Origin of the sequence: Enterobacter sp. 342 (assembly GCF_036663495.1) — a bacterium.
Taxonomy (GTDB): domain Bacteria; phylum Pseudomonadota; class Gammaproteobacteria; order Enterobacterales; family Enterobacteriaceae; genus Enterobacter.
In genome coordinates this window covers 1-19,318 of sequence record NZ_JAWUEI010000030.1, presented here as the reverse complement: position 1 = coordinate 19,318, position 19,318 = coordinate 1, and the positions used below count along the sequence as shown (strand labels likewise).

The 19,318-nt window shown below is 48.7% G+C and carries 13 protein-coding genes and 8 pseudogenes; 9 read left to right on the top strand and 12 right to left on the bottom strand.

Annotated features, from left to right (window positions below):
• Positions 1 to 14 precede the first annotated feature (14 nt).
• Positions 15 to 496, bottom strand: a pseudogene (locus tag V6E55_RS19750) (transposase); the annotation flags it as partial.
• Positions 497 to 746: 250 nt separating this feature from the next.
• Here V6E55_RS19750 and V6E55_RS19745 point away from each other — a divergent pair.
• Entirely contained in the window at positions 747 to 959 is a 213-nt protein-coding gene (locus V6E55_RS19745; protein WP_316943732.1) for a hypothetical protein, read from the top strand.
• A gap of 121 nt (positions 960 to 1,080) precedes the next feature.
• Positions 1,081 to 1,263 (top strand): annotated as a pseudogene (locus V6E55_RS19740) (IS21 family transposase); the annotation flags it as partial.
• On the opposite strand, the pseudogene V6E55_RS19735 reads toward V6E55_RS19740, so the two are convergent.
• The 7 genes and pseudogenes from V6E55_RS19735 to V6E55_RS19705 all read right to left on the bottom strand — a co-directional run.
• Positions 1,253 to 1,584 (bottom strand): annotated as a pseudogene (locus tag V6E55_RS19735) (transposase); the annotation flags it as partial. The pseudogenes V6E55_RS19740 and V6E55_RS19735 sit on opposite strands and share 11 nt — an antisense overlap.
• Positions 1,585 to 1,654: 70 nt before the next feature.
• Positions 1,655 to 1,946 (bottom strand): annotated as a pseudogene (locus tag V6E55_RS19730) (transposase); the annotation flags it as partial.
• 305 nt (positions 1,947 to 2,251) lie between these two features.
• Complete coding sequence (locus V6E55_RS19725) at positions 2,252 to 3,211, bottom strand: LacI family DNA-binding transcriptional regulator (protein ID WP_192478521.1); 960 nt, start codon at positions 3,209 to 3,211, stop codon at positions 2,252 to 2,254.
• A 77-nt stretch (positions 3,212 to 3,288) separates the two neighbouring features.
• Complete coding sequence (locus V6E55_RS19720; protein ID WP_008502520.1) at positions 3,289 to 4,194, bottom strand: ROK family protein; 906 nt, start codon at positions 4,192 to 4,194, stop codon at positions 3,289 to 3,291.
• 47 nt (positions 4,195 to 4,241) lie between these two features.
• A complete protein-coding gene (locus tag V6E55_RS19715; protein ID WP_008502519.1) occupies positions 4,242 to 4,556 on the bottom strand; it encodes a PTS lactose/cellobiose transporter subunit IIA in 315 nt (104 codons plus the stop codon).
• 22 nt (positions 4,557 to 4,578) lie between these two features.
• Positions 4,579 to 5,901 (bottom strand): PTS cellobiose transporter subunit IIC, encoded by a 1,323-nt coding sequence (locus V6E55_RS19710; RefSeq protein ID WP_008502518.1) that lies wholly within the window; start codon positions 5,899 to 5,901, stop codon positions 4,579 to 4,581.
• A gap of 14 nt (positions 5,902 to 5,915) precedes the next feature.
• Positions 5,916 to 6,227 (bottom strand): PTS sugar transporter subunit IIB, encoded by a 312-nt coding sequence (locus V6E55_RS19705; RefSeq protein WP_192478196.1) that lies wholly within the window; start codon positions 6,225 to 6,227, stop codon positions 5,916 to 5,918.
• A 169-nt stretch (positions 6,228 to 6,396) separates the two neighbouring features.
• Here V6E55_RS19705 and V6E55_RS19700 point away from each other — a divergent pair, with 169 nt between their 5' ends.
• The 5 genes from V6E55_RS19700 to manA all read left to right on the top strand — a co-directional run bounded on the left by V6E55_RS19700 (position 6,397) and on the right by manA (position 14,059).
• Positions 6,397 to 7,668, top strand: coding sequence for a PTS sugar transporter subunit IIC (locus tag V6E55_RS19700; protein ID WP_192478197.1), 1,272 nt, complete (start codon positions 6,397 to 6,399; stop codon positions 7,666 to 7,668).
• A gap of 209 nt (positions 7,669 to 7,877) precedes the next feature.
• Entirely contained in the window at positions 7,878 to 9,215 is a 1,338-nt protein-coding gene (locus V6E55_RS19695; protein WP_192478198.1) for a maltoporin, read from the top strand.
• 11 nt (positions 9,216 to 9,226) lie between these two features.
• Positions 9,227 to 11,422, top strand: coding sequence for a CBM35 domain-containing protein (locus V6E55_RS19690; protein ID WP_192478199.1), 2,196 nt, complete (start codon positions 9,227 to 9,229; stop codon positions 11,420 to 11,422).
• Positions 11,423 to 11,474: 52 nt separating this feature from the next.
• The gene (locus V6E55_RS19685; RefSeq protein WP_192478200.1) at positions 11,475 to 12,893 is read left to right on the top strand and encodes a glycoside hydrolase family 1 protein; all 1,419 of its coding nucleotides are present in this window, start codon (positions 11,475 to 11,477) and stop codon (positions 12,891 to 12,893) included.
• The gene (gene manA, locus V6E55_RS19680; RefSeq protein ID WP_134928573.1) at positions 12,890 to 14,059 is read left to right on the top strand and encodes a mannose-6-phosphate isomerase, class I; all 1,170 of its coding nucleotides are present in this window, start codon (positions 12,890 to 12,892) and stop codon (positions 14,057 to 14,059) included. The genes V6E55_RS19685 and manA overlap by 4 nt, the downstream gene beginning before the upstream one ends.
• Before the next feature lie 172 nt (positions 14,060 to 14,231).
• Here the strand turns inward: manA and V6E55_RS19675 are convergent.
• A pseudogene (locus V6E55_RS19675) lies at positions 14,232 to 14,982 on the bottom strand (transposase); the annotation flags it as partial.
• 388 nt (positions 14,983 to 15,370) lie between these two features.
• On the opposite strand from V6E55_RS19675, the gene V6E55_RS19670 reads away from it, so the two are divergent.
• A complete protein-coding gene (locus tag V6E55_RS19670; protein WP_134928576.1) occupies positions 15,371 to 15,967 on the top strand; it encodes a hypothetical protein in 597 nt (198 codons plus the stop codon).
• A gap of 218 nt (positions 15,968 to 16,185) precedes the next feature.
• Here V6E55_RS19670 and V6E55_RS19665 read toward each other — a convergent pair.
• Positions 16,186 to 17,056: pseudogene (locus tag V6E55_RS19665) on the bottom strand (IS630 family transposase); the annotation flags it as partial.
• Positions 17,057 to 17,082: 26 nt separating this feature from the next.
• Between V6E55_RS19665 and V6E55_RS19660 the strand changes: the two are divergent.
• A pseudogene (locus V6E55_RS19660) lies at positions 17,083 to 17,406 on the top strand (IS66 family transposase); the annotation flags it as partial.
• Positions 17,407 to 17,736: 330 nt separating this feature from the next.
• Here the strand turns inward: V6E55_RS19660 and V6E55_RS19650 are convergent.
• Positions 17,737 to 18,366: pseudogene (locus tag V6E55_RS19650) on the bottom strand (SDR family oxidoreductase); the annotation flags it as partial.
• 326 nt (positions 18,367 to 18,692) lie between these two features.
• Positions 18,693 to 19,235 (bottom strand): TetR/AcrR family transcriptional regulator, encoded by a 543-nt coding sequence (locus tag V6E55_RS19645; protein ID WP_316943724.1) that lies wholly within the window; start codon positions 19,233 to 19,235, stop codon positions 18,693 to 18,695.
• Positions 19,236 to 19,318 lie beyond the last annotated feature (83 nt).

Here is a 19,318-nt window from a genome sequence, read left to right as displayed (position 1 = left end):
TCCGACAGTATTTCAGCGTCTGCTTCATCATTACGCCGGTTACAGCGCCTGTCCTGCCAGTCGGCAGAACGGTTAATTCGCAGTGACAGCTGCGCACGCGACACGCCCATTGTGCGGCTGACCAGGGCTATTCCCCGTCCTTTGGCAACAAGAGCGCGTGCGCTATCCATTTTCGCGACTGACCGTACTCCACGACTTCTTTCAGGATCTCAACTTCCATTGTCTTCTTGCCCGGCAGGCGCTGAAGCTCCCGAACCTGCTTCAGAGCAGCAGTAAGCTCAGAAGCTGGCACGACTTCTTCTCTGGCCGCAACGGCGGTGAGGCTGCCTTCCTGATATTGCTTCTTCCACTTAAACAGCAGGCTGGGCTGGATGCCATGCAGGCGGGCGACATGGGAGACATTCATGCCCGGCTCCATCGTCTGCTGGATAATGGAGATCTTCTCCTGAGGAGTTTTACGTTTACGGACTTCTTGCCCTAACAGGATCCCGGTCATCTCAAAATTGGCGTTAGTGTTAGACATATATTCAAGCCTATCTCTTATCTGGAGATACAGCTACTGTCTGGCGTTTCAGGGGGTTACATCACTTTGTACCTAGAGCAGACATTGCAAATTACTTTGCGGGAATCATGTCAATAGTTGCGCCTGATGACATTTTTTAGACGCTTGGCTTATCACGTTTGATATCGTGGGAATGTTCTAAACTATGTCAGATAAAAATGTAAGGACATAACGAGGAATTTTGATGAATAGAACCATCATGATTGATGAACTTCTGATACTAGCCAGATTGACTCGCATTGCTTATGACACGCCAGTTAAGTTCATGACGCAGGATGAAGTTGAGCTTACCCGGCGCTTTGCAAAAACGTTCACGCCACGGCTTATTGAATCCCTCTGTCTTCGTATCATCGAGCTTGAAGCTGGCGAAAACAGTTCTGACGCATCAACGCAGTAGTGTTAGAGGGTTTAACAAATACTGCCTGTATGAGACGACAATAACTCAGTCCGCCTAGTGCTGATTATTCTGGCCGGTTTTGTAATCTGAATGTCATGTTCATGATCCAACAGGAAATGGCGTGACGCTCAATACTTCTCAGGTCAGTTACTACATGACTCAACGTAAAAAAGGGGCAACCCAGCATATCTCGGCCATGAAGGCCGGTATCTCTGTCCGGTCTGGTCGCCGGATCGAGAAAGAACAATGGTCAAAAGCGGGTGAACGCCATTGGCGAACGCGTAAAGATCCACTTGAAGCTGTGTGATTAGCGCGACAGTTTGCCGGGAATTTCGCTCATCAGCACGGCAGCCTGCTTTAGGATTTCTTTTTCCATCTCAAGGCGCTTTATCTGCGCTTTAATCTGCTGAATTTCTCGCTGTTCAGGGGTAATGGCATTACCAGTAGGCTCAATACCCTGACGTTCTTGCTTATACAGACGTATCCATTTGCGCAAATGGTCAGGGTTGAGCTCAAGTACCAGCGCGACTTTTCTGACATCGCGCTGGTACTTAACCACTTGCTCGATAGCTTCGAGCTTGAACTCCGGGGAAAAGGTGCGTTTAGTCCGACGAGTTTTGAGCATGCATCACCTCATTTTCACTGTTTTAACATTAACAGGATTTCGAGGTGTCCTGAATTACCGATCCACTACAGATAAAGGGGGACCTCAGTCGGACAGCTTTGCGAAGTACGCCGCGGCTTTTTTTATACGTCCAGTTCGTCGGTAACCCGCTTCAGCTCTTTCTGGAGATGGCGGATCTCAGCCTGAGCATCTGACTGTTCTTTATTAGTGGAAGAATCCGGACCATACTTTTTTATCCAGCCGTAATAGCTGTGGGTGGTGATATCAAGACGTGTTGCAACTCTGGAAACAGAATAACTACGATCAACAACCTGTTTGACTGCTTCAATTTTAAACTCTTCGGGATAATGCTTAACACTCATGGGCACATCTCTTTAAGTCATCATAAATAACTCTGTGGTGTCTGTTAAACCTGTGGCGATTCATTGCTCGCAATCAGTGGGTATTTTGTATAGTTCGCGGACAGTCTTGCCCACCAGGAAGCACAATCTTTTCGCGATGCTCCGCAAGGTCATAAACACAAATCGTACCTTCATCTGTATGGACTTGTTCTTTCAAAGGCAGGCTCGCCTCTTGGGCCACAACGGGGTTGGAAACAATGAAGAACAGCGTAAGGATACTTAACGGTCGGACTGCATTCATGAAATTACTCCCATGTAGAATATGGTTAACTCACTTCCATCACCGACTGGCGGGGGGTGAGCTTGCCAATGATCGGTGGTAGTTCCGTTTCGCGAAGTGGACGGCCTTCAACCAGACTCTTAATGCGCTGTACACATTGGTTCAGCAGGGGCTCCATCGGCCAGGAAATACATGTCAGTTGTGGGTATAACTGTGTGGCCAGCGGAGAGTCTTCGAGGCTGAGCAGGGACACTTCCTGCGGCACGGATATATTGAATTCACGGAACAATCGCATTGCTTCTGCTGCGTATGCATCGCGTTTTACTACGATTGCGGTGAACTTACTCAGACTGTTTATCAGCGTCAGCAGTGCGCGTTCAACGTCCTCATTGGCTGTTAACACCAGTTGGCGATTAAACGGAAATGAGTAATTTTGCAGTACGTTTCGATAACCTTCCACCATCCGCTTGCTGGTGTCGTCCGTATCATTATCGATAACCAGCGCGATATTGCGGTGGCCTTTACCGATCATATAGCGGCAAGCGCTCTCAGCAGCAAAAGCGAAATCGTAGCCCTGACTTTTCGCGTCTACGACTGGCCGATCAAATGAGATAACGTTATCGGCACTTCCCGGCACAATAGGGCCAAACACCACAACGGCAGCGCATTGTCGCTGTAGTTCATCCACCGAAGAAGCATGTTCGATGGCGTTATCGACATACTGAACGATCAGCGTTTTGTTGAGCAATTTCATGGCGCGTGCCAGTGCGGGAAGCAAACGTGCACCACTGTTCTCATCACGTGAGGAAAGCACCACGCCGATATAGCTTGATGACTGACTCGCCAGATTTTGCGCGGCAAAGCTTGGACGGTAATTCAGCTCTTCTACCGCCCGTAAAACCGCTTCACGGCTTTCTTCGCGTACGCCTCGCGTGCCTGTTAGCACGCGGGAAACCGTTGCTCTGGAAACATTGGCTAATCGTGATACATCATCCATCGTTGGCATAGTGTTTTCTGCGTGGTGAGTTTTCATCATCTTAACATAACCCTCCCGAAGAATCGCCACATCACCTGTCGTCAACGTCATGTTTCCCGCGCATTAAGACCAGGAAGCCAGGCCGCGCCGCGTACGCCACTGGCATCGCCAAATCGGGCCGGAACAACGCGCGTGTGGCAGGAATTGGAAAAGATATACGGTACTATTGCGTCCGGAAGCTCATGATAAATTCTGCTGATGTTTGATAGTCCGCCTCCCAGCACAATTACTTGAGGATCCAGAATATTGATGACTGACGCGAGGCTCCGGGCGAACGCGTCAATGAAATGCTGCCAGTGTGCACGAGCCTGCGGGTTTCCTTGTTCGGCGGCTTCGATAATCTTCTGTGATGTCAATTCAGCCGGGAAACGACGGGCAAACCCAGTGCCGGAAATAAAGGTTTCAATACAGTTAATATTACCGCAATAACAAGGCTGCTCAGGACCGTCATACGCTGGTGTATATCCTGGAAGTGGGTTGTGCCCCCATTCACCGGCAATGGCATTCGGGCCTTGTAATAAGCGCTTGTGTACGGCAACCCCACCGCCGCAGCCGGTTCCTATAATCACACCAAAAACGGTATCCGCTTTTGCACCCGCACCGTCCACTGCTTCTGAGAGGGTGAAACAATCGGCATCATTGGCAATCCACACTGGTTGCTGGATACGAGCAGCTACATCGGTTTTGAGATCGTGGCCGTTGAGCACCAGACAATTACAGTTTTTGATTAGCCCGCTTTGCGGGTCAATGGCACCCGGCAACCCGATCCCTACGCTGAATGGCACTGGGCTGATTGAGCGTGATTCCTCAATCAGGCTAACAAGATGCAGCATAAACGTATCATAGCTCTCCTTCTGTGTAGGGCGCCGTTGACGCCAGAGACATTCCCCTTGCGGCGAGAGCAGCACAGCTTCCATTTTTGTGCCGCCAATATCCAGTCCGAGATGGTGCATACAACCCTCTGTAAAAAAAGAGAGGCCAAAGCCTCTCCTGGTTATCGTTATGCCTGTTGCGGGCGGGTGCGGTAGATGTCGATGAGCTCAGTCACCAACTCTTTGGCCAGAATGGACGTCATCAGGTGATCCTGGGCGTGAACCATTACCAGCGTCATTTTGGTTTTTCCTTCGCCTTCATCGGCTTCAATGAGCTGCGTTTGCACCAGATGCGCCTCGCGAGCATAGTGCGTTGCCTCTTTCATTCGTTCATCTGCGGCTTCAAAGTCACCACGTTTGGCGCAACCTAGCGCCTCATAACACAGGCTGCGCGACTGGCCCGCATTGATGATGATGCCCATAACTTGTTCTTCTAATTCCATGTATTACCTCTGATTACATCTGTCAGGCGGACTGCGCCGCATCTTGCGCGTGTTCAACCGCGTTTTCATTCTCTTGCTCAATAAGCTGTTTTTCGTAGGCTTTCAGGAACGGAAGGTACATCGCAGCGGATGTCACCATGCACATAAGACACAAAATGACCGGACTGAAACTCCAGTTGGCGGCCCATGACGCGCCAATAGGAGCCGGTGTAGTCCACGGTGTCATTGAGACCACGCGGCTGACTAAATCGAGATCCAGCGCAAACCAGGCAAGCGTGGCATTAACCATCGGCACTAATACGAATGGCAGGAAAAACAGCGGGTTCATGATGATCGGTGCGCCGAACAAAATGGGTTCATTTATGTTAAAGAGTCCCGGTACCACGCCCATGCGGCCAATGGTGCGTAAATGGATGGCTTTGCTGCGCAGTAAAAGGAAGGCGAGCGGCAGTGTGGAGCCGACGCCGCCGATCAACAGATAATGGTCCCAGAACCCCTGAACGTAGATGTGAGGGATCGCTGAGCCCGCCGCCATTGCTGCCTGGTTAACTGACAGGTTTGCCATCCAGAAGGGGTTCATGATGCCCGTGACGATTAGTGCACCGTGGATCCCGGCGAACCAGAGAACCTGGCACACCAACACAGAGAGCAGTACTGCAGGCAGAGTATCAGAGGCGGCAACCAGTGGTTTCACCAGCGACATGATCGCTTCCGGGATAATCATACCCAGTTGTGATTCGATAAAAAGATTGAGTGGGTGCAGGGTAACGACGACGGCCAGAACCGGTACCAGAATCTCAAACGAGCGTGCCACGCCTGTTGGTACTTCCGGCGGGAGGCGGATCGTAATATTGTTCCGTTTCAGGAAGGCATACAGTTCAGTGGAGTAGATGGCGACCAGAATGGCGGTGAAGATCCCCTGACCGGAAAAATAGGCTGTGGAGATCTGCCCGTCTTTTAGTGGTGCGGCGACCAGTAAAAAGGCCATCAGTGACAGCATTCCGGCGGTCAGCGGATCCAGTTCATGGTGTTTTGCCAGACTTGCGGCGATCCCAACCGAAATAAAGAGCGTCATAATGCCCATACTGAAGTTAAACGGTAGCATCAGCGCATCGCGGTGATCCAGCGAGAATTTCAGCCACGCCTGTGCAAACCCCCAGGTGGTATCAGGCGAAAACGGTGGGAAAATAAACACCAGCATGAACGAGCCCACGATCATAAAGGGCAGAGCAGTAATGAAACCATCACGGATTGAGGTCACATACTTTTGTTGACCGACAGCACCTGCCATCGGTGTGATTTTTTGTTCAATGACGCTGATGAGTTTAGAGTACAGAGAGCTCATGGGATTTCCCTTAATTATTTGTTATCTATCAGGGTGAGTGCGAAATCGAGCACGGCGCCCCCTTTTTGCATGCCGTAGTCCATCATGTTGATCGGCTCGACTCGTATCCCATATTTGTTGGCTTGTTTTTGCAGATCACTCTGCATGTACTTGACCTGTGGGCCCAGTAACACCACCTGGTAGTGGCTAACCTGTTCGGCAAATTCGGCCACGCCAAAGGCCTTGATTTCCGCTTCTATTCCACGCTTTTGGGCTTCCTCAACCATTTTTTTTACCAGCAGACTGGTGGACATCCCGGCAGAGCAACACAACATGATTTTTTTCATAACGACTCCTGTTAACTGATGGCTGGAATATAGCTATCGCGGAACTAAACGGAAAGCGCTTTCCATGAATGGATTATCTAATTGTGACCATGATCACCAGAGGGAGGCTTTCACTTTGTCGTGATGTACGCGATCATCGCTGCTATTCAGGAATGACTAAGGTTGAATTATGAACATTCATTTAATGAATGTTGTTGTGGATTTAATAGAGCAACGTTTAACACCCATCGCGAATATAATTACGAGAAATCAGCATATTACGTCAATGCGAGATGGCTTTTCCCTGGCAATGCCTTTTGTGATTGTCGGCAGTCTGATGGTGCCGCTCCTGTTTCCGCCGGTAACCATTTCTAGTTCGTCGTTCTTTGGACAACTCTACCAGCAACTGCGTCCAATGTTGTTGCCAACTTTCGAACTGACGCTTGGACTGGTGGCTCTGATTGTGGCCTTTGGTGCCAGCGCCAGTCTCGCCAAACAGTACCAACTCCCGGAAAGGCTCTGCGGATTGACCGGATGCCTGTCGTTTTTGCTGTTTATTGGTTTTCGCGATAATGGGGCTACCAACATTTTTCTGGGAGGAATGGGGCTGTTTACCGCACTGATTTCAAGTGCTTACTCAATTGAAATTATTCGTTTTTTCTATAATAGAGGCTGGTGTATCCGCCTGCCGGAAGAAGTCCCGGTGATGACGCGAAACGGTTTCCAGATATTAATTCCGCTACTGGTGATCATGTTATCCATCAGCGTGATGAACACGCTGATGCTACAGGCTACAGGGCGGATCCTCCCGCAGCTGATAAGCGAAGCCCTGAGGCCATTGATTGTTGCCTCGGATACTCTGACCGCGGTACTTATCTCCTTGTTTATCTGTAACCTTTTGTGGTTCGTTGGCATCCACGGTGCGTTGATTGTCACCGGTATTATGAACCCGTTCTGGTTAACCTATCTGTTTGAAAACCAACGGGCTCTAGCCATGGGTGAAGCTGTACTGCCACATATTTATCTGCAAGGCTTCTGGGATTTTTATCTCCTGATTGGCGGTATTGGTTCCACGCTACCTCTGGTATTTATGGCGATGCGCAGCCGGTCGCGGCAGCTCAAAAGTGTCGGGAAAATAGGGCTGTTGCCGTCGCTATTTAATATCAACGAGCCGATATTGTTCGGCTTTCCCATCATTATGAACCCAGTATTTTTGCTACCATTTATCTTTGTTCCCTTGATAAATGCCTGTATTGCCTGGTATCTCACGCAACTTGGTGTACTTGATCGAGCGGTGGCTATGCTCCCGTGGTCAATGCCTTCTCCACTGGGGGCAGCGTGGTCGGCAAACGGTAGCTGGAAAAATATGTGCATGTGTCTGTTTGCCATTTTCAACGCCTGGATGCTCTACCGCCCCTTCTTTAAAGTTCACGAACGCCAGCTTATGACCCTGGAAAAATAACCCTCCTTCGAGCGGCTTATCTGTGAAATATGGATAAGCCGTTTTTTTTGTGACTTATTTCACAAATTTATTCCATCTTAACTCAGAAGTGTGATTCGATCCGGTAAAAATGGAAAGCGCTTTCCATTTATGGATGTACATTTCCGTCAGGGATCCTTACATTTCCTCTGCGACGTAAAGCAGTGAAAATAAAAAATCTAAGGGAACCTATGAGAAAGTTAATTAAATCAATACCTCTGTCCTTAATCGCCCTTGCGGTAATCAGTGACTATGCCAGCGCAGACGAGAAATATGACTTTGCCCTGCACGGTTATATGCGTTCCGGGATACTTGCGAACAGTGATGGTAACCGCGTGAACTCCGTAGGCCTGATGCCAGATGGCAAATGGCGATTGGGTAACGAGGAAGATACGAAAATTGAACTGATCCCGACGGTAACGCTGAAGTCGGATTCAGGTGCTGTGGCGCGGATTCAGGCCAACCTGACGCATCAAACTAAGTGTACGGCCGACTGGAACTGTACTGACGATGACGGTAAAGAAACGCAGTTCCGCGAGGGTTTCGCCGAACTAAGCAACCTTGATTTTGCCCCTGGCATGACGTTCTGGGCTGGCAAACGCTACAGCAGTTCTAACACCTCAAGCCACCAGTTTGACTGGGAATACATTCAGTACAACGGGACTGGCGGTGGTTTCGACAATATGGATCTTGGCTTTGCACAATTCGATGCTGGGATTTATGCCTTCTCTCCAACTGATGAGACCAAAGCCTATCCGGTTGATCGAGGCGATCAGGGTTATCCGGATGACTATTCCCTTAATCTGTGGTTCAAGAAAATCGGTGGAACCGGGCTGGATCTGGAGTTGATTGGCCATCGCATGAACCGTAATGAAAACCATCCTACGGCGGCACAGAAAGGTTACGGCGCCACGGCGGTTTATAACTTCGATGGTTTTTACGGTCTGACTGGCGGTTATTCGCGTATTGCCTTGCAATATGGTAAAGGGCTTGCAGCCGCTGATTCACTGGGTAAAAACGGCTGGGGATGGGCGAATCTGGAGGATACGCAGTCCTGGCGTATCGTGCTGGACAACTTAGCCAGCATGGGCGATCTGGAAGTGTCGACTTTCGCGTTCTACCAGAAAGACAAAAACTACCGCTGGTGGACCAGCGATGACGACGGCTGGGGACGCTCAATGTGGGTTGCCGGGATCCGCCCTTACCATCAGATCACCAAAAACTTCGCCATGCAGTATGAGTTGGGTTACGAATATCTCGATGATAAAAACTACATGGGAGCGAACGGTAAAGGAAAAGGCGGTTTGACGAAAATTACCGTAGCGCCAACGCTGACGTTTGATTCGGGTTTCTGGAGCCGCCCTCAACTGCGTTTCTTCGCGACCTATGCGAAATGGGATAAAGGCGTTTCTGATGCACTTGATGGTAGCTACGACTGGGGTACCGGCACAATCAGTGCGGGTGGCTATTCCCGTAGTGGTGAAACCGACACGCTCAATTTTGGCGTACAGGCTGAAGTCTGGTTCTAAGGAGAAGAACAATGCACATCCCGATGAAAAAAATGCTTCTGATTTCTCTGCTGTCGGCGCTGGGCAGCGTTGGAGCAATGGCGGCGGAGCAATCACATTTTGAACATTTTATTACCCGCGACGGCGCTCAGCTAAAAGATGGCGATCAGGTTTTCCGCTTTGCCGGGATTCACGCGCCAGAATTGCACCGAATTGAAGATGACGCGCGCGGAACCTGTAAAGCCGATCCTCGCGGTTGGGGGCAATATTTTAAATGGCCAACCGCTGAAGAACAGGAGAACTGGATCAAGGCGATGGTGAAAACTGGTGCGAAAGCCCAGCGCGTATATGTACTTTCCGTTCAGCAGGAGAATGATGCTGACTGCGCCCGTGAAACGCATATTCTTGCACCCGCCACGCCAGACGGTATGCCACGGCTGAATGAAACGGCGATGAAAGTCTACGACAACATGATTGCCGAAGCAGACAAGCAGGGGCTGCGCTTGATCCTGCCATTCATTGACCACTGGTGGTGGTGGGGGGGCCGCGAACAACTTGCCGCGTTTTATGGTGAAAAGCCGGAAGATTTTTATCGTACCGACAGTAAGACCTACAAAGCTTACCAGGATGTGATTCGCCAGGTTATTACACGCACCAACTCCGTAACCGGGCGTCATTACTATGATGAAAAAGCCATTATGGCTTGGGAAACTGGCAACGAACTTGAAGATACCAACGAGGAATTTCTGACAGAAACGGCGGCGTGGATCCGCAAATGGGCACCGCATCAGCTTATTGTTGACGGGACGTACAAGAAGATTAACGACTTCTCACTGAGCGATCCGAACGTCGATATTATCAGCAACCACTACTACACCAATGCTGACAACAACCATCCTGAACAGGTGCGTAAAGATCTGGAAGCGATTGGCGGTAAAAAAGTGTATCTGGTCGGTGAGTTTGGCCTGCTGGACCATAAAGATCTTAATAGCATTATGCAGTCTATCGTGCATACCGAGGTGAACGGTGCGCAGGCGGCAGGCGGTTTTATCTGGGGCTTCCGTGGCCATCGCCATGACGGCGGATTCTACTGGCACAAAGAGTATACCGGTCATTACAGCTATCACCTGCCGGGCTTCCCTGTCGAGGGGAAAGCAAATCAGGAAATGGAAGTTGTGGATCTGGTCCGTAATGCGTCTGCGCAAATGGCTGGTCTTGAAAAAGCGCCTGCACTGCCTGTGCCGGAAGCCCCTAAGCTCCGGGCATCCGATTCTCCGTTTGCCATCAACTGGATGGGTGCGCCGGTAGGCCGCACTTACGATATTGAGCGGGCAACCAGTGCAAAAGGGCCGTGGACCGTTGTTGGCCACGATGTCTCTGACGGGGTGAATGAATGGGAACCGGCCAAAATGGATCTCTTCCGTGACGACTACCGCAGTCTGCAACTCGGCAAAACCTATTACTACCGCGTGATCGCGAAGAACGAAAGTGGAGCCTCTTCCCCGTCAAACGTCATTAGCATTAAGCACACGCAGAAAAATGTCGCGCCGCAAATCACGCTGAGTGAGGCGCTGACCACCACAGTGGATAAAGGTGTACAGCTTCACGGAGCCTGGACGGATGACAATCTGCCGGACCGGCAGGTGAAAACTGGCTGGAGTAACGGGGGAGATAAGAACGTTCATTTCTGCGACGCGGAAAAAGACGATACCCGTGCCTGGTTCTCGGCACCTGGAGACTATGTACTGACCTTTACCGCTGACGATGGATTGCTGAAAAGCAGTAAAACGCTGAACGTTTCTGTTAAAGAAGCGGCGGGCAAAATCCCTGCGGATTACTGCAACTTTGGCGGTGGGGCGATGGATGTAAAACAGGGAAAACTGAATGTCGTGAAAAGCAATGAAAATCAGCTTGCTATCAGTGATGACGGTTTCCTTGGCCCATTCGCGAATGAAGGCGACAGTGTGAGCTGGCAAGTGAATGCACCGTGGGCCGGGAAATTTGCCCTGCATGTGAAGTTCAACGCCAAATGGGGCGGTAAGAAAAACTCATTCATGGTGAATAAAGGAACACCGATTGGCATTGAATTCCCGCAAACCGATGAGAAAGGACAAGACATCATTGTGCCGGTCGTTCTCAACGCTGGGGAGAACACCATCACGTTCGGGAGGTTGTCCGGTGACTGGGGCTATATGTTTATTAAATCTATTGAAGTGACTGCAGAGTAGTTGTTTTGGCTGCGCCCCTTGGGTGCAGCCCTTTTTTCTCAAAGGAGGCGTTATGACCCGGTATCAATTTCCCGAAGGGTTTTTCTGGGGGGCTGCGGCATCTGGACCGCAAACCGAAGGATCTGCGTGTAAGGCACACCGTTCCATCTGGGACAGCTGGTTTGCTGAGCAGCCGGAGCGGTTCTATCAGCAAATTGGTCCGCAGAGCGTTTGCGAGACCTACAGTAAATTCAAAGATGACGTGAAACGGATGAAGCAAACAGGGTTCAACTCGTTTCGTACCTCAATTCAGTGGTCGCGGCTGATTGATGATTTTGAAACGGGTGCACCGAACGCAGAGGCAGTTCAGTTTTATCATGACTACTTCGATGAGATGATCGCCAACGGTATCGAGCCGATGATTAATCTTTATCATTTCGATATGCCGGAGGCGTTACAAAAACAGTATGGTGGTTTTGAATCGTCATACGTAACAGAACTCTTCTCCCGCTTTGCACGAACAGCGTTTGAACTGTTTGGCCATAAGGTCAAATACTGGATAACCTTTAATGAGCCGATTGTGCCGGTTGAAGGCGGTTATCTCTACGACTTCCATTACCCGTGCAAAAAAAACGGTAAGCTTGCAGCACAGGTTGCGTTCAATATTATGCTGGCCCACGCGAAAGCGGTGCAGGTGTATCGTGAACTGGAACTGCCGGGGGAAATTGGCGTCGTCCTGAACCTGACACCCTCGTATACCCGAAATGACAGCGAGGAGGATAAAAAAGCTGCGTGGTACGCTGATCTGCTTTTTAATCGCAGTTTCCTTGATCCGCTGGTTAAGCATGAGTTCCCAAAGGAGTTGTGTGAAATTCTGGCTAAGCACGATTGTCTGCCTGAAATAAAAAAAGAAAATGTAGACTTGATTACCAATTCGCAGATTGATTTCCTCGGCGTTAATTATTACGTTCCGCGACGGGTTAAAGCACGGGAATGTCCGTATGAGCTCGATTACTTTACGCCAGAATATTATTTCGAGAACTATATTGACCCTGAAGGTCGCTTCAACCCTTATCGTGATAATAACGAAATCTATCCACAGGCGATTTATGATATTGCCAGCAACATTCGCGATAATTACGGCAATATTAAGTGGTATCTGGCTGAAATAGGCATCGCCATGGATGTGCAGTCTGAAGGCCCGGTTCAGGCCGACGGTGTTATTGATGATATGTTCCGCATCGAATTGATGGAAGAACACCTTGAACAACTTCATCACGCCATTAGCGACGGTGCAAACTGTTTTGGTGTACATCAGTGGACGTTTATTGATAACTGGTCGTGGATAAATAGCTTTAAACGTCGATACGGGTTCTGGCGCCTGGATTTGGAAACCGGAGAAAGGCAAATAAAACGCAATGCCATCTGGTTTGCTGAACTGGCCACAAGCAACGGATTTACCCCCGGTGCATTTGGAAGGGGCGTTAAATGAAACCTTCTTTTTATCGTCTGAGAAACGACATTAAAAATTATGCCTGGGGTAGCCGGACGGCTCTAAATACGTTGTTTGGGGTACCTAATCCTGATGAACAACCGCAGGCTGAGGTGTGGATGGGCGCGCATCCGGCAGGGTGTTCGGAAATAGAAAACGGGTCAGATTCTGTTTCGCTGCTTGAAGCGATTACACAATCTCCTGTGTCTGTTTTGGGTTCTCGAACGGTGGAGAAATTTGGCCAGCTACCGTTTTTACTGAAAATACTTTCAGCAGAAACAGCGCTTTCCATTCAGGTTCATCCTGATAAACATCTGGCGGAAGAGGGATATGCACAGCAAGGGAATCGGGCCGGAGAAGATTATAACGATGCGAATCACAAACCTGAGCTGGTTTATGCCATCACGCCTTTTATGGCAATGAATGGTTTTCGCCCTTTTCAGGAAACCGTGAATCATTTTCTTCGTCTTAATGCGCCTGAACTGATGCCTGCACTGGCTGAATTCCGTGGAAACCTGACATGTGAAGGATTTAAACACTTCTTTGTAAGCCTGATGCAGCTCGCTCAGCGTGAAAAAGATAGCGTCCTGAAACAGTTACAGGTGTGCCTCGACAGCGGCGGGTTTACGCATTTGCAGAGTTTTATCACTTGTCTGATGCGTGACTACCCTGGTGATATCGGCATTCTCGCTCCTCTGTTCCTGCACTGCATTACGCTTGAGCCAGGCGAAGCCATGTTTTTACGTGCCGGAACGTTACATGCATACGTGCATGGAACTGCTGTTGAAGTGATGGCCTGCTCCGATAATGTACTACGAGCAGGGTTAACGCCTAAGAAAATCAATCTTCCAGAACTGGTGAAATGTACGGTATTCAGGGAAATACAGGAACAGGAACTGAGACTACTACCAGATGATACCGGAACTGAACGGAATTATTCTGTACCGGTAGAGGATTTTTGTTTTTCAGTTATTGGAAATTGTCAGCAAAAACGTGTCGATGTCGACAGCGCACAAATTTTACTGGTGCTCGATGGCGTAACGACCCTACGTCATATGAACGATGAAGAGATGACGCTTTACGCTGGTCAATCAGTATTTATACCGGCCTTAAATGAAACTTATTTTCTTACACAAAACGGGCAGTCCTGTCTGGTTCAGTGTTGAGCAGATGATTAGTGAGCGGGATAAATTAGGTGAACCTTGTTACCCGCCCATATCGTCATCTCAATGCCTTCTTGGTCATCCCTTGGCTGAAAATGTGTTATCAAGACAACTAACCTTGCTGACGAACCTTTTATCCCCGGGAAGACTGACCAGAATCCCAGATGGTCGGTTATCCACCATTACTGGCTGCCCAGAGCAGGGCTTCACGAACGCTGCAGTCCAGTACGAACGTTACACGTAGTTTTTCGTCATTATCACAGTTGAACTCGAAGCCGTCAGAGCACCACCGCTGGTTACTTTCTCCGATGGCAACTTTCCCTGTATGCGCCCGTTTCGAGGGCGGTATTGCAGGTTTACGCTCAAGCAGCAGCGCATTCTGATGCATGATGTGGTATACACGTTTGGCATTGATAACGGCTATATCGTCAGTTTCTAATTGCCTGCGCAGAAGTGTCCACATTCGACGATAACCATACGTTGGCAGATCTCCGATAATAGTACGGATACGGCCTGCACATCAGTCTCATCTGGTTTTCGCCTTCGCCGGTGATCCTACCCATCAGGAGGCCGACGAACACTGACGCTAAGTTGAGCACGCGACACGTTACTACTCCGGCAGATGTCGGTTAGTCGTCGTCCTCGGGTAACAAGGTCGTATGCGCAATCCATTTTTTGCCCGGACGTACTCCACAGCCGCTTCCATCGCCTTTTTGCCAAGAAGGCGCTGAAGCTTGCGGATTTGCTTATTGGCCTAAGCCAAGTTCAGATGCAGGTACGACCTCTTTGCCTGATGCCTCGGCAGCCAGAGAGCCATCTTCATACAGCCTACGCCATTTGAAGGTCTGGTCGGCATTGATGCCATGCAGGCGAGCGACATGAGATACAGTCATCCCGGGTTACCTAGTCTCCTGAATAATGGAGATCTTTTCCTGCGTGTACGTGAGCCACGTACAGCATCATTTTACGGATATCGTCATGCACAAAAAGTCCATCCGGATAGTTGTCCGGGAAGGTCAAAAAACAGATGGGTGTATAGCCATGTTACCCCGAATCAATAGTTGGAGAAAAAAGTAGTGTTAATTCATCAGGGTGACAATTTCGTTGGCATTTACAGCTAGTTCCGTGATGTATTATTGCATGCTGCGCCATCCGACAATTCCATTTTCTTGTTTTTCAGATGGCTCATCAACATAAGGCCCATCCTATCAAAACTTACTACTTAAATGTAAGGTGTTTATAACACTAAAAGATAAAAAAATAGAAGGAGAATGTTTTACTCTAGTATACCATATTCTCTAATTCGAATATATTATGAAAATTGATAACCGTTTGACACCAGTAACAATTCTACTATCTATCTTTTCGTGTTTGATACCATTTTATGCAGACCTTTCCTTGCCGTTGAAAAGTGGGAGTGTTGTAAAATGGGTGGAAAATGTCCAAGCTATATGGTTGTTATTTTGTTGTTTGTTTACATTACATTATATCTGTAGTACACGATTGTCGAAAGGGGCTCGGGCGTTTTGGCTGTGGGCCGCTCTGTGGTGGTTGATTTTATTCGGTAGAAGTATAAATTGGGGGCGTGCATACTTTCCAGAGGGACCACGCATTCTCTTTCGAGTAATTTCCGTGATCCTGATCGGAACATTAATACTGTCACTTCTTTTTTCTAAATGGTTGAGAAAAGAAATTATATTCCGGATCCAGAATGAAACTATTCTTGTATGGACGTTTGCATTAGTTGTGATTACTTTTTTTATATCAGATGGCGTGGAGCATCATCGTTATTTTTCCGGATTTTTTTTACATGATTATATTTATCGTGACCTTGTTGAAGAGCTTTACGAAATACCATTTATGGTGGGGCTTTTCTGTATTGTTTATGATTTAATGGAACGGCAGAAGTAATGCCATTATGTTTCTCTATTGATTTTTTAACTGCTATATTCACCATGTGAATATAGCAGTTAATTTTAGGTGGACAGATTGCGAGAGATGTTTCAAGTGATTTTTGAATATCATAATCCAGTACAGATCGATGTGCGTCATGGAAGGACCCTGCTGATGGTGTGCCGCACTCCCTATTCGCTATTTTCATACCCGCTAAATAACTGATCCTAATATCGCTACACTTTAGCCTGCCCATGTTTCCCTCCGGGGAACGGGCTGACGGTATCCATAAAGTGACGAACCTTTTTCAACACAGCACTGGTGATTCCGGGTTATTGTCTCATGAAGCGCCAGCCACAACCGTTCGACGTGATTGACTCACGGCGAGTAAACCGGCTGATAAATTACCCTGAACTTCGGGTTTGCTTTCAGCCAGCGCAACGTTTCACTGCTTTTGTGGATGATGTAGTTATCGACAATGAGCGTAATCGTTTTTGCCCGCCGGTATGTCGCCTTCAAATGTTTTAACAGACTAATAAATAAGGACGAACATTTACTGTTTCCACCAACGTAGCTGACTTTTCCCGTACCGCTGTGCAGCGCACCCGCAAGATAGTACTTTTCATTCTGACCCGGCGTGACAACGCGCTTTTGCTGCCCACGTAACTGCCAGTCAGCGCCGATTTTGGGATTGAGGTGGATATCCACTTCATCTTCGTAAAACACCGGATGTTCTGTGCTACAACTGGCTAACGCCACATTAATCGCTGCCATTTTTTCTTCCTTATTAGGGGCCCGGATACGCAGTGTTGGTGCTGCTCTGCGCCATACTAGCCCGGCAGCAGGTAACCATCGCCGGATGGTTGAAGCGTGTAGCGGACAACCGGTGACATCACGGATTTTTATCGTCAGCAGTTCGGTACTCCAGCGGGAACGTTGATAACCAAAATCGCCGGGAGAATGTTTAACAAGCTCACGCAGCAATGCGCAAATATGCTCGAACGGCCAGCGCCTCCCTCGTCCTGACTGCAATGACTTCAGGCCTTCAGCGCCAGACAGCGTGAACCAGTTAATCCAGCGACCAATCGATGAGCGGGCGCAGCGTAAGCGTACAACGTGAACCGTCTGGTCATAAAACGCTGTCGCGGCACTCAGAGCTGGCGAAGGCGTTCGCGTACGCACTGAACCAGTGGCAGGCACTGACGTACTATGCGGAAGACGGCTGGGCTGAAGCCGATAACAACATCGCTGAAAATGCACTGCGGATGGTCAGCCTGGGTCGCAAAAACTTCCTGTTCTTCGGCTCTGACCACGGAGGTGAGCGCGGAGCACTACTGTACAGCCTGATCGGTACATGCAAACTGAACGGTATGGATCCAGAGAGCTATATCCGTCATGTGCTCAATGTCATAGCTGACTGGCCGGTCAACCGGGTCAGCGAACTGCTACCGTGGCGTAGCGGAATAATCCTCTTCGTCAATACGGCTTCTGCTGTACGCTTACGGCGCAGCAGAGCGTTCTGGCAATATGACTGACGGTGTCACCACGATGCAGCATCAGCATGGCAGTGAGTCACCGGGCGTGGTTTTTGTCATTTGTTTTATGGATCGTTTTCTGCATCAGGCGTCGTTCAGTTCTGGGTATGGGTGCTATGATCGGCATTGCTCAGTCCGGCTGGTGATTTGGGATATTCAGCGATTGATCAGATCGCATAAACCGGACTGAGTTCCCCCTGAGTGATCTATTATTCCGAGCAGTTATTTAGATGAGGCCGAGGCATCCTGGACCTATTTTGTGGTGTAGCCACCGTTAACAAGAATGGTTTGTCCTGTCATCCACCACCCCTCACTGACCAGGAAGCGAACCCACGGGACGATATCTTCAATATCTGTCAGTCCGGTTTTACTGAAGGGAGACAGGGCGGCAGCTGTTTTATGATAGGCCATCGCTTCATCACCCTCTGCAGGATAAAAGAAGGGCGTGTCCATCGGACCCGGGCCAATTGCCGTGATGGAAATCCCTCTATCTCCGAGCTCTTTTGAGGCGGCGCGCGTGAAATGTTCTACAGGTGCTTTCATTCCGGCGTAAGCGGCATAAAAGGGTGTGTATGCGCCCAGCAGTGAAGTTACCAGCGTGCAGATTTTACCATTGTTGCTGACGTGTTTGCCGGCTTCTTTGAGAAAGAAAAAGGCCGTTTTAGCGTTTACGGCACTCATCTCATCAAATTCGTCTTCAGTTACCTCGGCCATAGGTTTTTTCAGCACCTTGCCCACCGTATTGATGGCGATATCGGGTTTACCGACAGTGGCCACGACGTCTCTGAAAAGATTTTCCATAGCGGTTGCTGACGTCAGGTCAGCCTGAAATGCATAGGCTTCCGCGCCGGCAGCCTTAACGGCCGCAACTGGAGTCAAGGCTGGGGACGCGACTTTTTCACCGCACAACCCGCAGTGTGTCCCTGACAATCGACGGTAATGCTTTTTATGCGCGTTGCAAGACTGCCGTTCAGTATATCGAAGAGACGGAAAATCTTTTCAGGCATACCAGCAGCGAAGTGACAGGGACAATACGTGTTGATGTACCGGGTCGCGTTGGCAGTCATATCATTGTTCCTGCTCTGCCATCATTTTTCAGGCTACACTCAGCGATCAAAATTGAACTCGGGGTGACTGATCGTAACGATAATCTTGCAGAAGAAGGCATAGATTGTGCTGTACATGATGACCATTAATAAAGTGTCAGACTAACAATTATAATTTACCTCTATCGTTTTAAGGTAGGCAGTAAGAACAATTAATATTTTCGGAACGAAATGGAATGCCATTTTATCATCTCGTTGAGTAGCCTGTTGTAATATACCTGTCGCTATGGCATGTATAAAGTCTGCTTCTATTATTAGTTGTTTTTCATCCAAGTTAGGATAACGCTTACGTAAGGTTTTTTTTATAAACTCAAGGAGTTTTGATTCCATGAATTTAAACCCCTGAAACTGCAAAAGAGGAAGATAGTCCCGGCGTGACAGAAGGTAATCAGAATAAGGTGAAAAAAGCATACCTATAAATACGGAAACATCCTTATTTTGAATATTATCAATATTAAATCGCTCCTCCAGATTAACCAGTATATCTTGTAAGTTTTGTTCGTGTTGTTCAATTAAAGCATGAATAACAGCCTCTTTGCTGGGGAAAAAATGGTACAATGACCCGATGGTCGTTTTTGCCGTTACAGCAATATTTTGCATCGTCAGATGGTCGAGGCCTTTTTCAGCAATAATACCAGCCGCCATATCTAGGGAAGGTGCGAACAAGTTCCTGATATGAGATCATCATATTCATCCGGAGCGCATCCCAGAGGGACATCATGAGCCAT

Coding starts and splice junctions, on each gene's coding strand:
- V6E55_RS19745 (WP_316943732.1), top strand. CDS start 747: ATGAATAGAACCATCATGATTGATGAACTTCTGATACTAGCCAGATTG.
- V6E55_RS19725 (WP_192478521.1), bottom strand. CDS start 3,211: ATGCCAACGATGGATGATGTATCACGATTAGCCAATGTTTCCAGAGCA.
- V6E55_RS19720 (WP_008502520.1), bottom strand. CDS start 4,194: ATGCACCATCTCGGACTGGATATTGGCGGCACAAAAATGGAAGCTGTG.
- V6E55_RS19715 (WP_008502519.1), bottom strand. CDS start 4,556: ATGGAATTAGAAGAACAAGTTATGGGCATCATCATCAATGCGGGCCAG.
- V6E55_RS19710 (WP_008502518.1), bottom strand. CDS start 5,901: ATGAGCTCTCTGTACTCTAAACTCATCAGCGTCATTGAACAAAAAATC.
- V6E55_RS19705 (WP_192478196.1), bottom strand. CDS start 6,227: ATGAAAAAAATCATGTTGTGTTGCTCTGCCGGGATGTCCACCAGTCTG.
- V6E55_RS19700 (WP_192478197.1), top strand. CDS start 6,397: ATGAACATTCATTTAATGAATGTTGTTGTGGATTTAATAGAGCAACGT.
- V6E55_RS19695 (WP_192478198.1), top strand. CDS start 7,878: ATGAGAAAGTTAATTAAATCAATACCTCTGTCCTTAATCGCCCTTGCG.
- V6E55_RS19690 (WP_192478199.1), top strand. CDS start 9,227: ATGCACATCCCGATGAAAAAAATGCTTCTGATTTCTCTGCTGTCGGCG.
- V6E55_RS19685 (WP_192478200.1), top strand. CDS start 11,475: ATGACCCGGTATCAATTTCCCGAAGGGTTTTTCTGGGGGGCTGCGGCA.
- manA (WP_134928573.1), top strand. CDS start 12,890: ATGAAACCTTCTTTTTATCGTCTGAGAAACGACATTAAAAATTATGCC.
- V6E55_RS19670 (WP_134928576.1), top strand. CDS start 15,371: ATGAAAATTGATAACCGTTTGACACCAGTAACAATTCTACTATCTATC.
- V6E55_RS19645 (WP_316943724.1), bottom strand. CDS start 19,235: ATGGCGGCTGGTATTATTGCTGAAAAAGGCCTCGACCATCTGACGATG.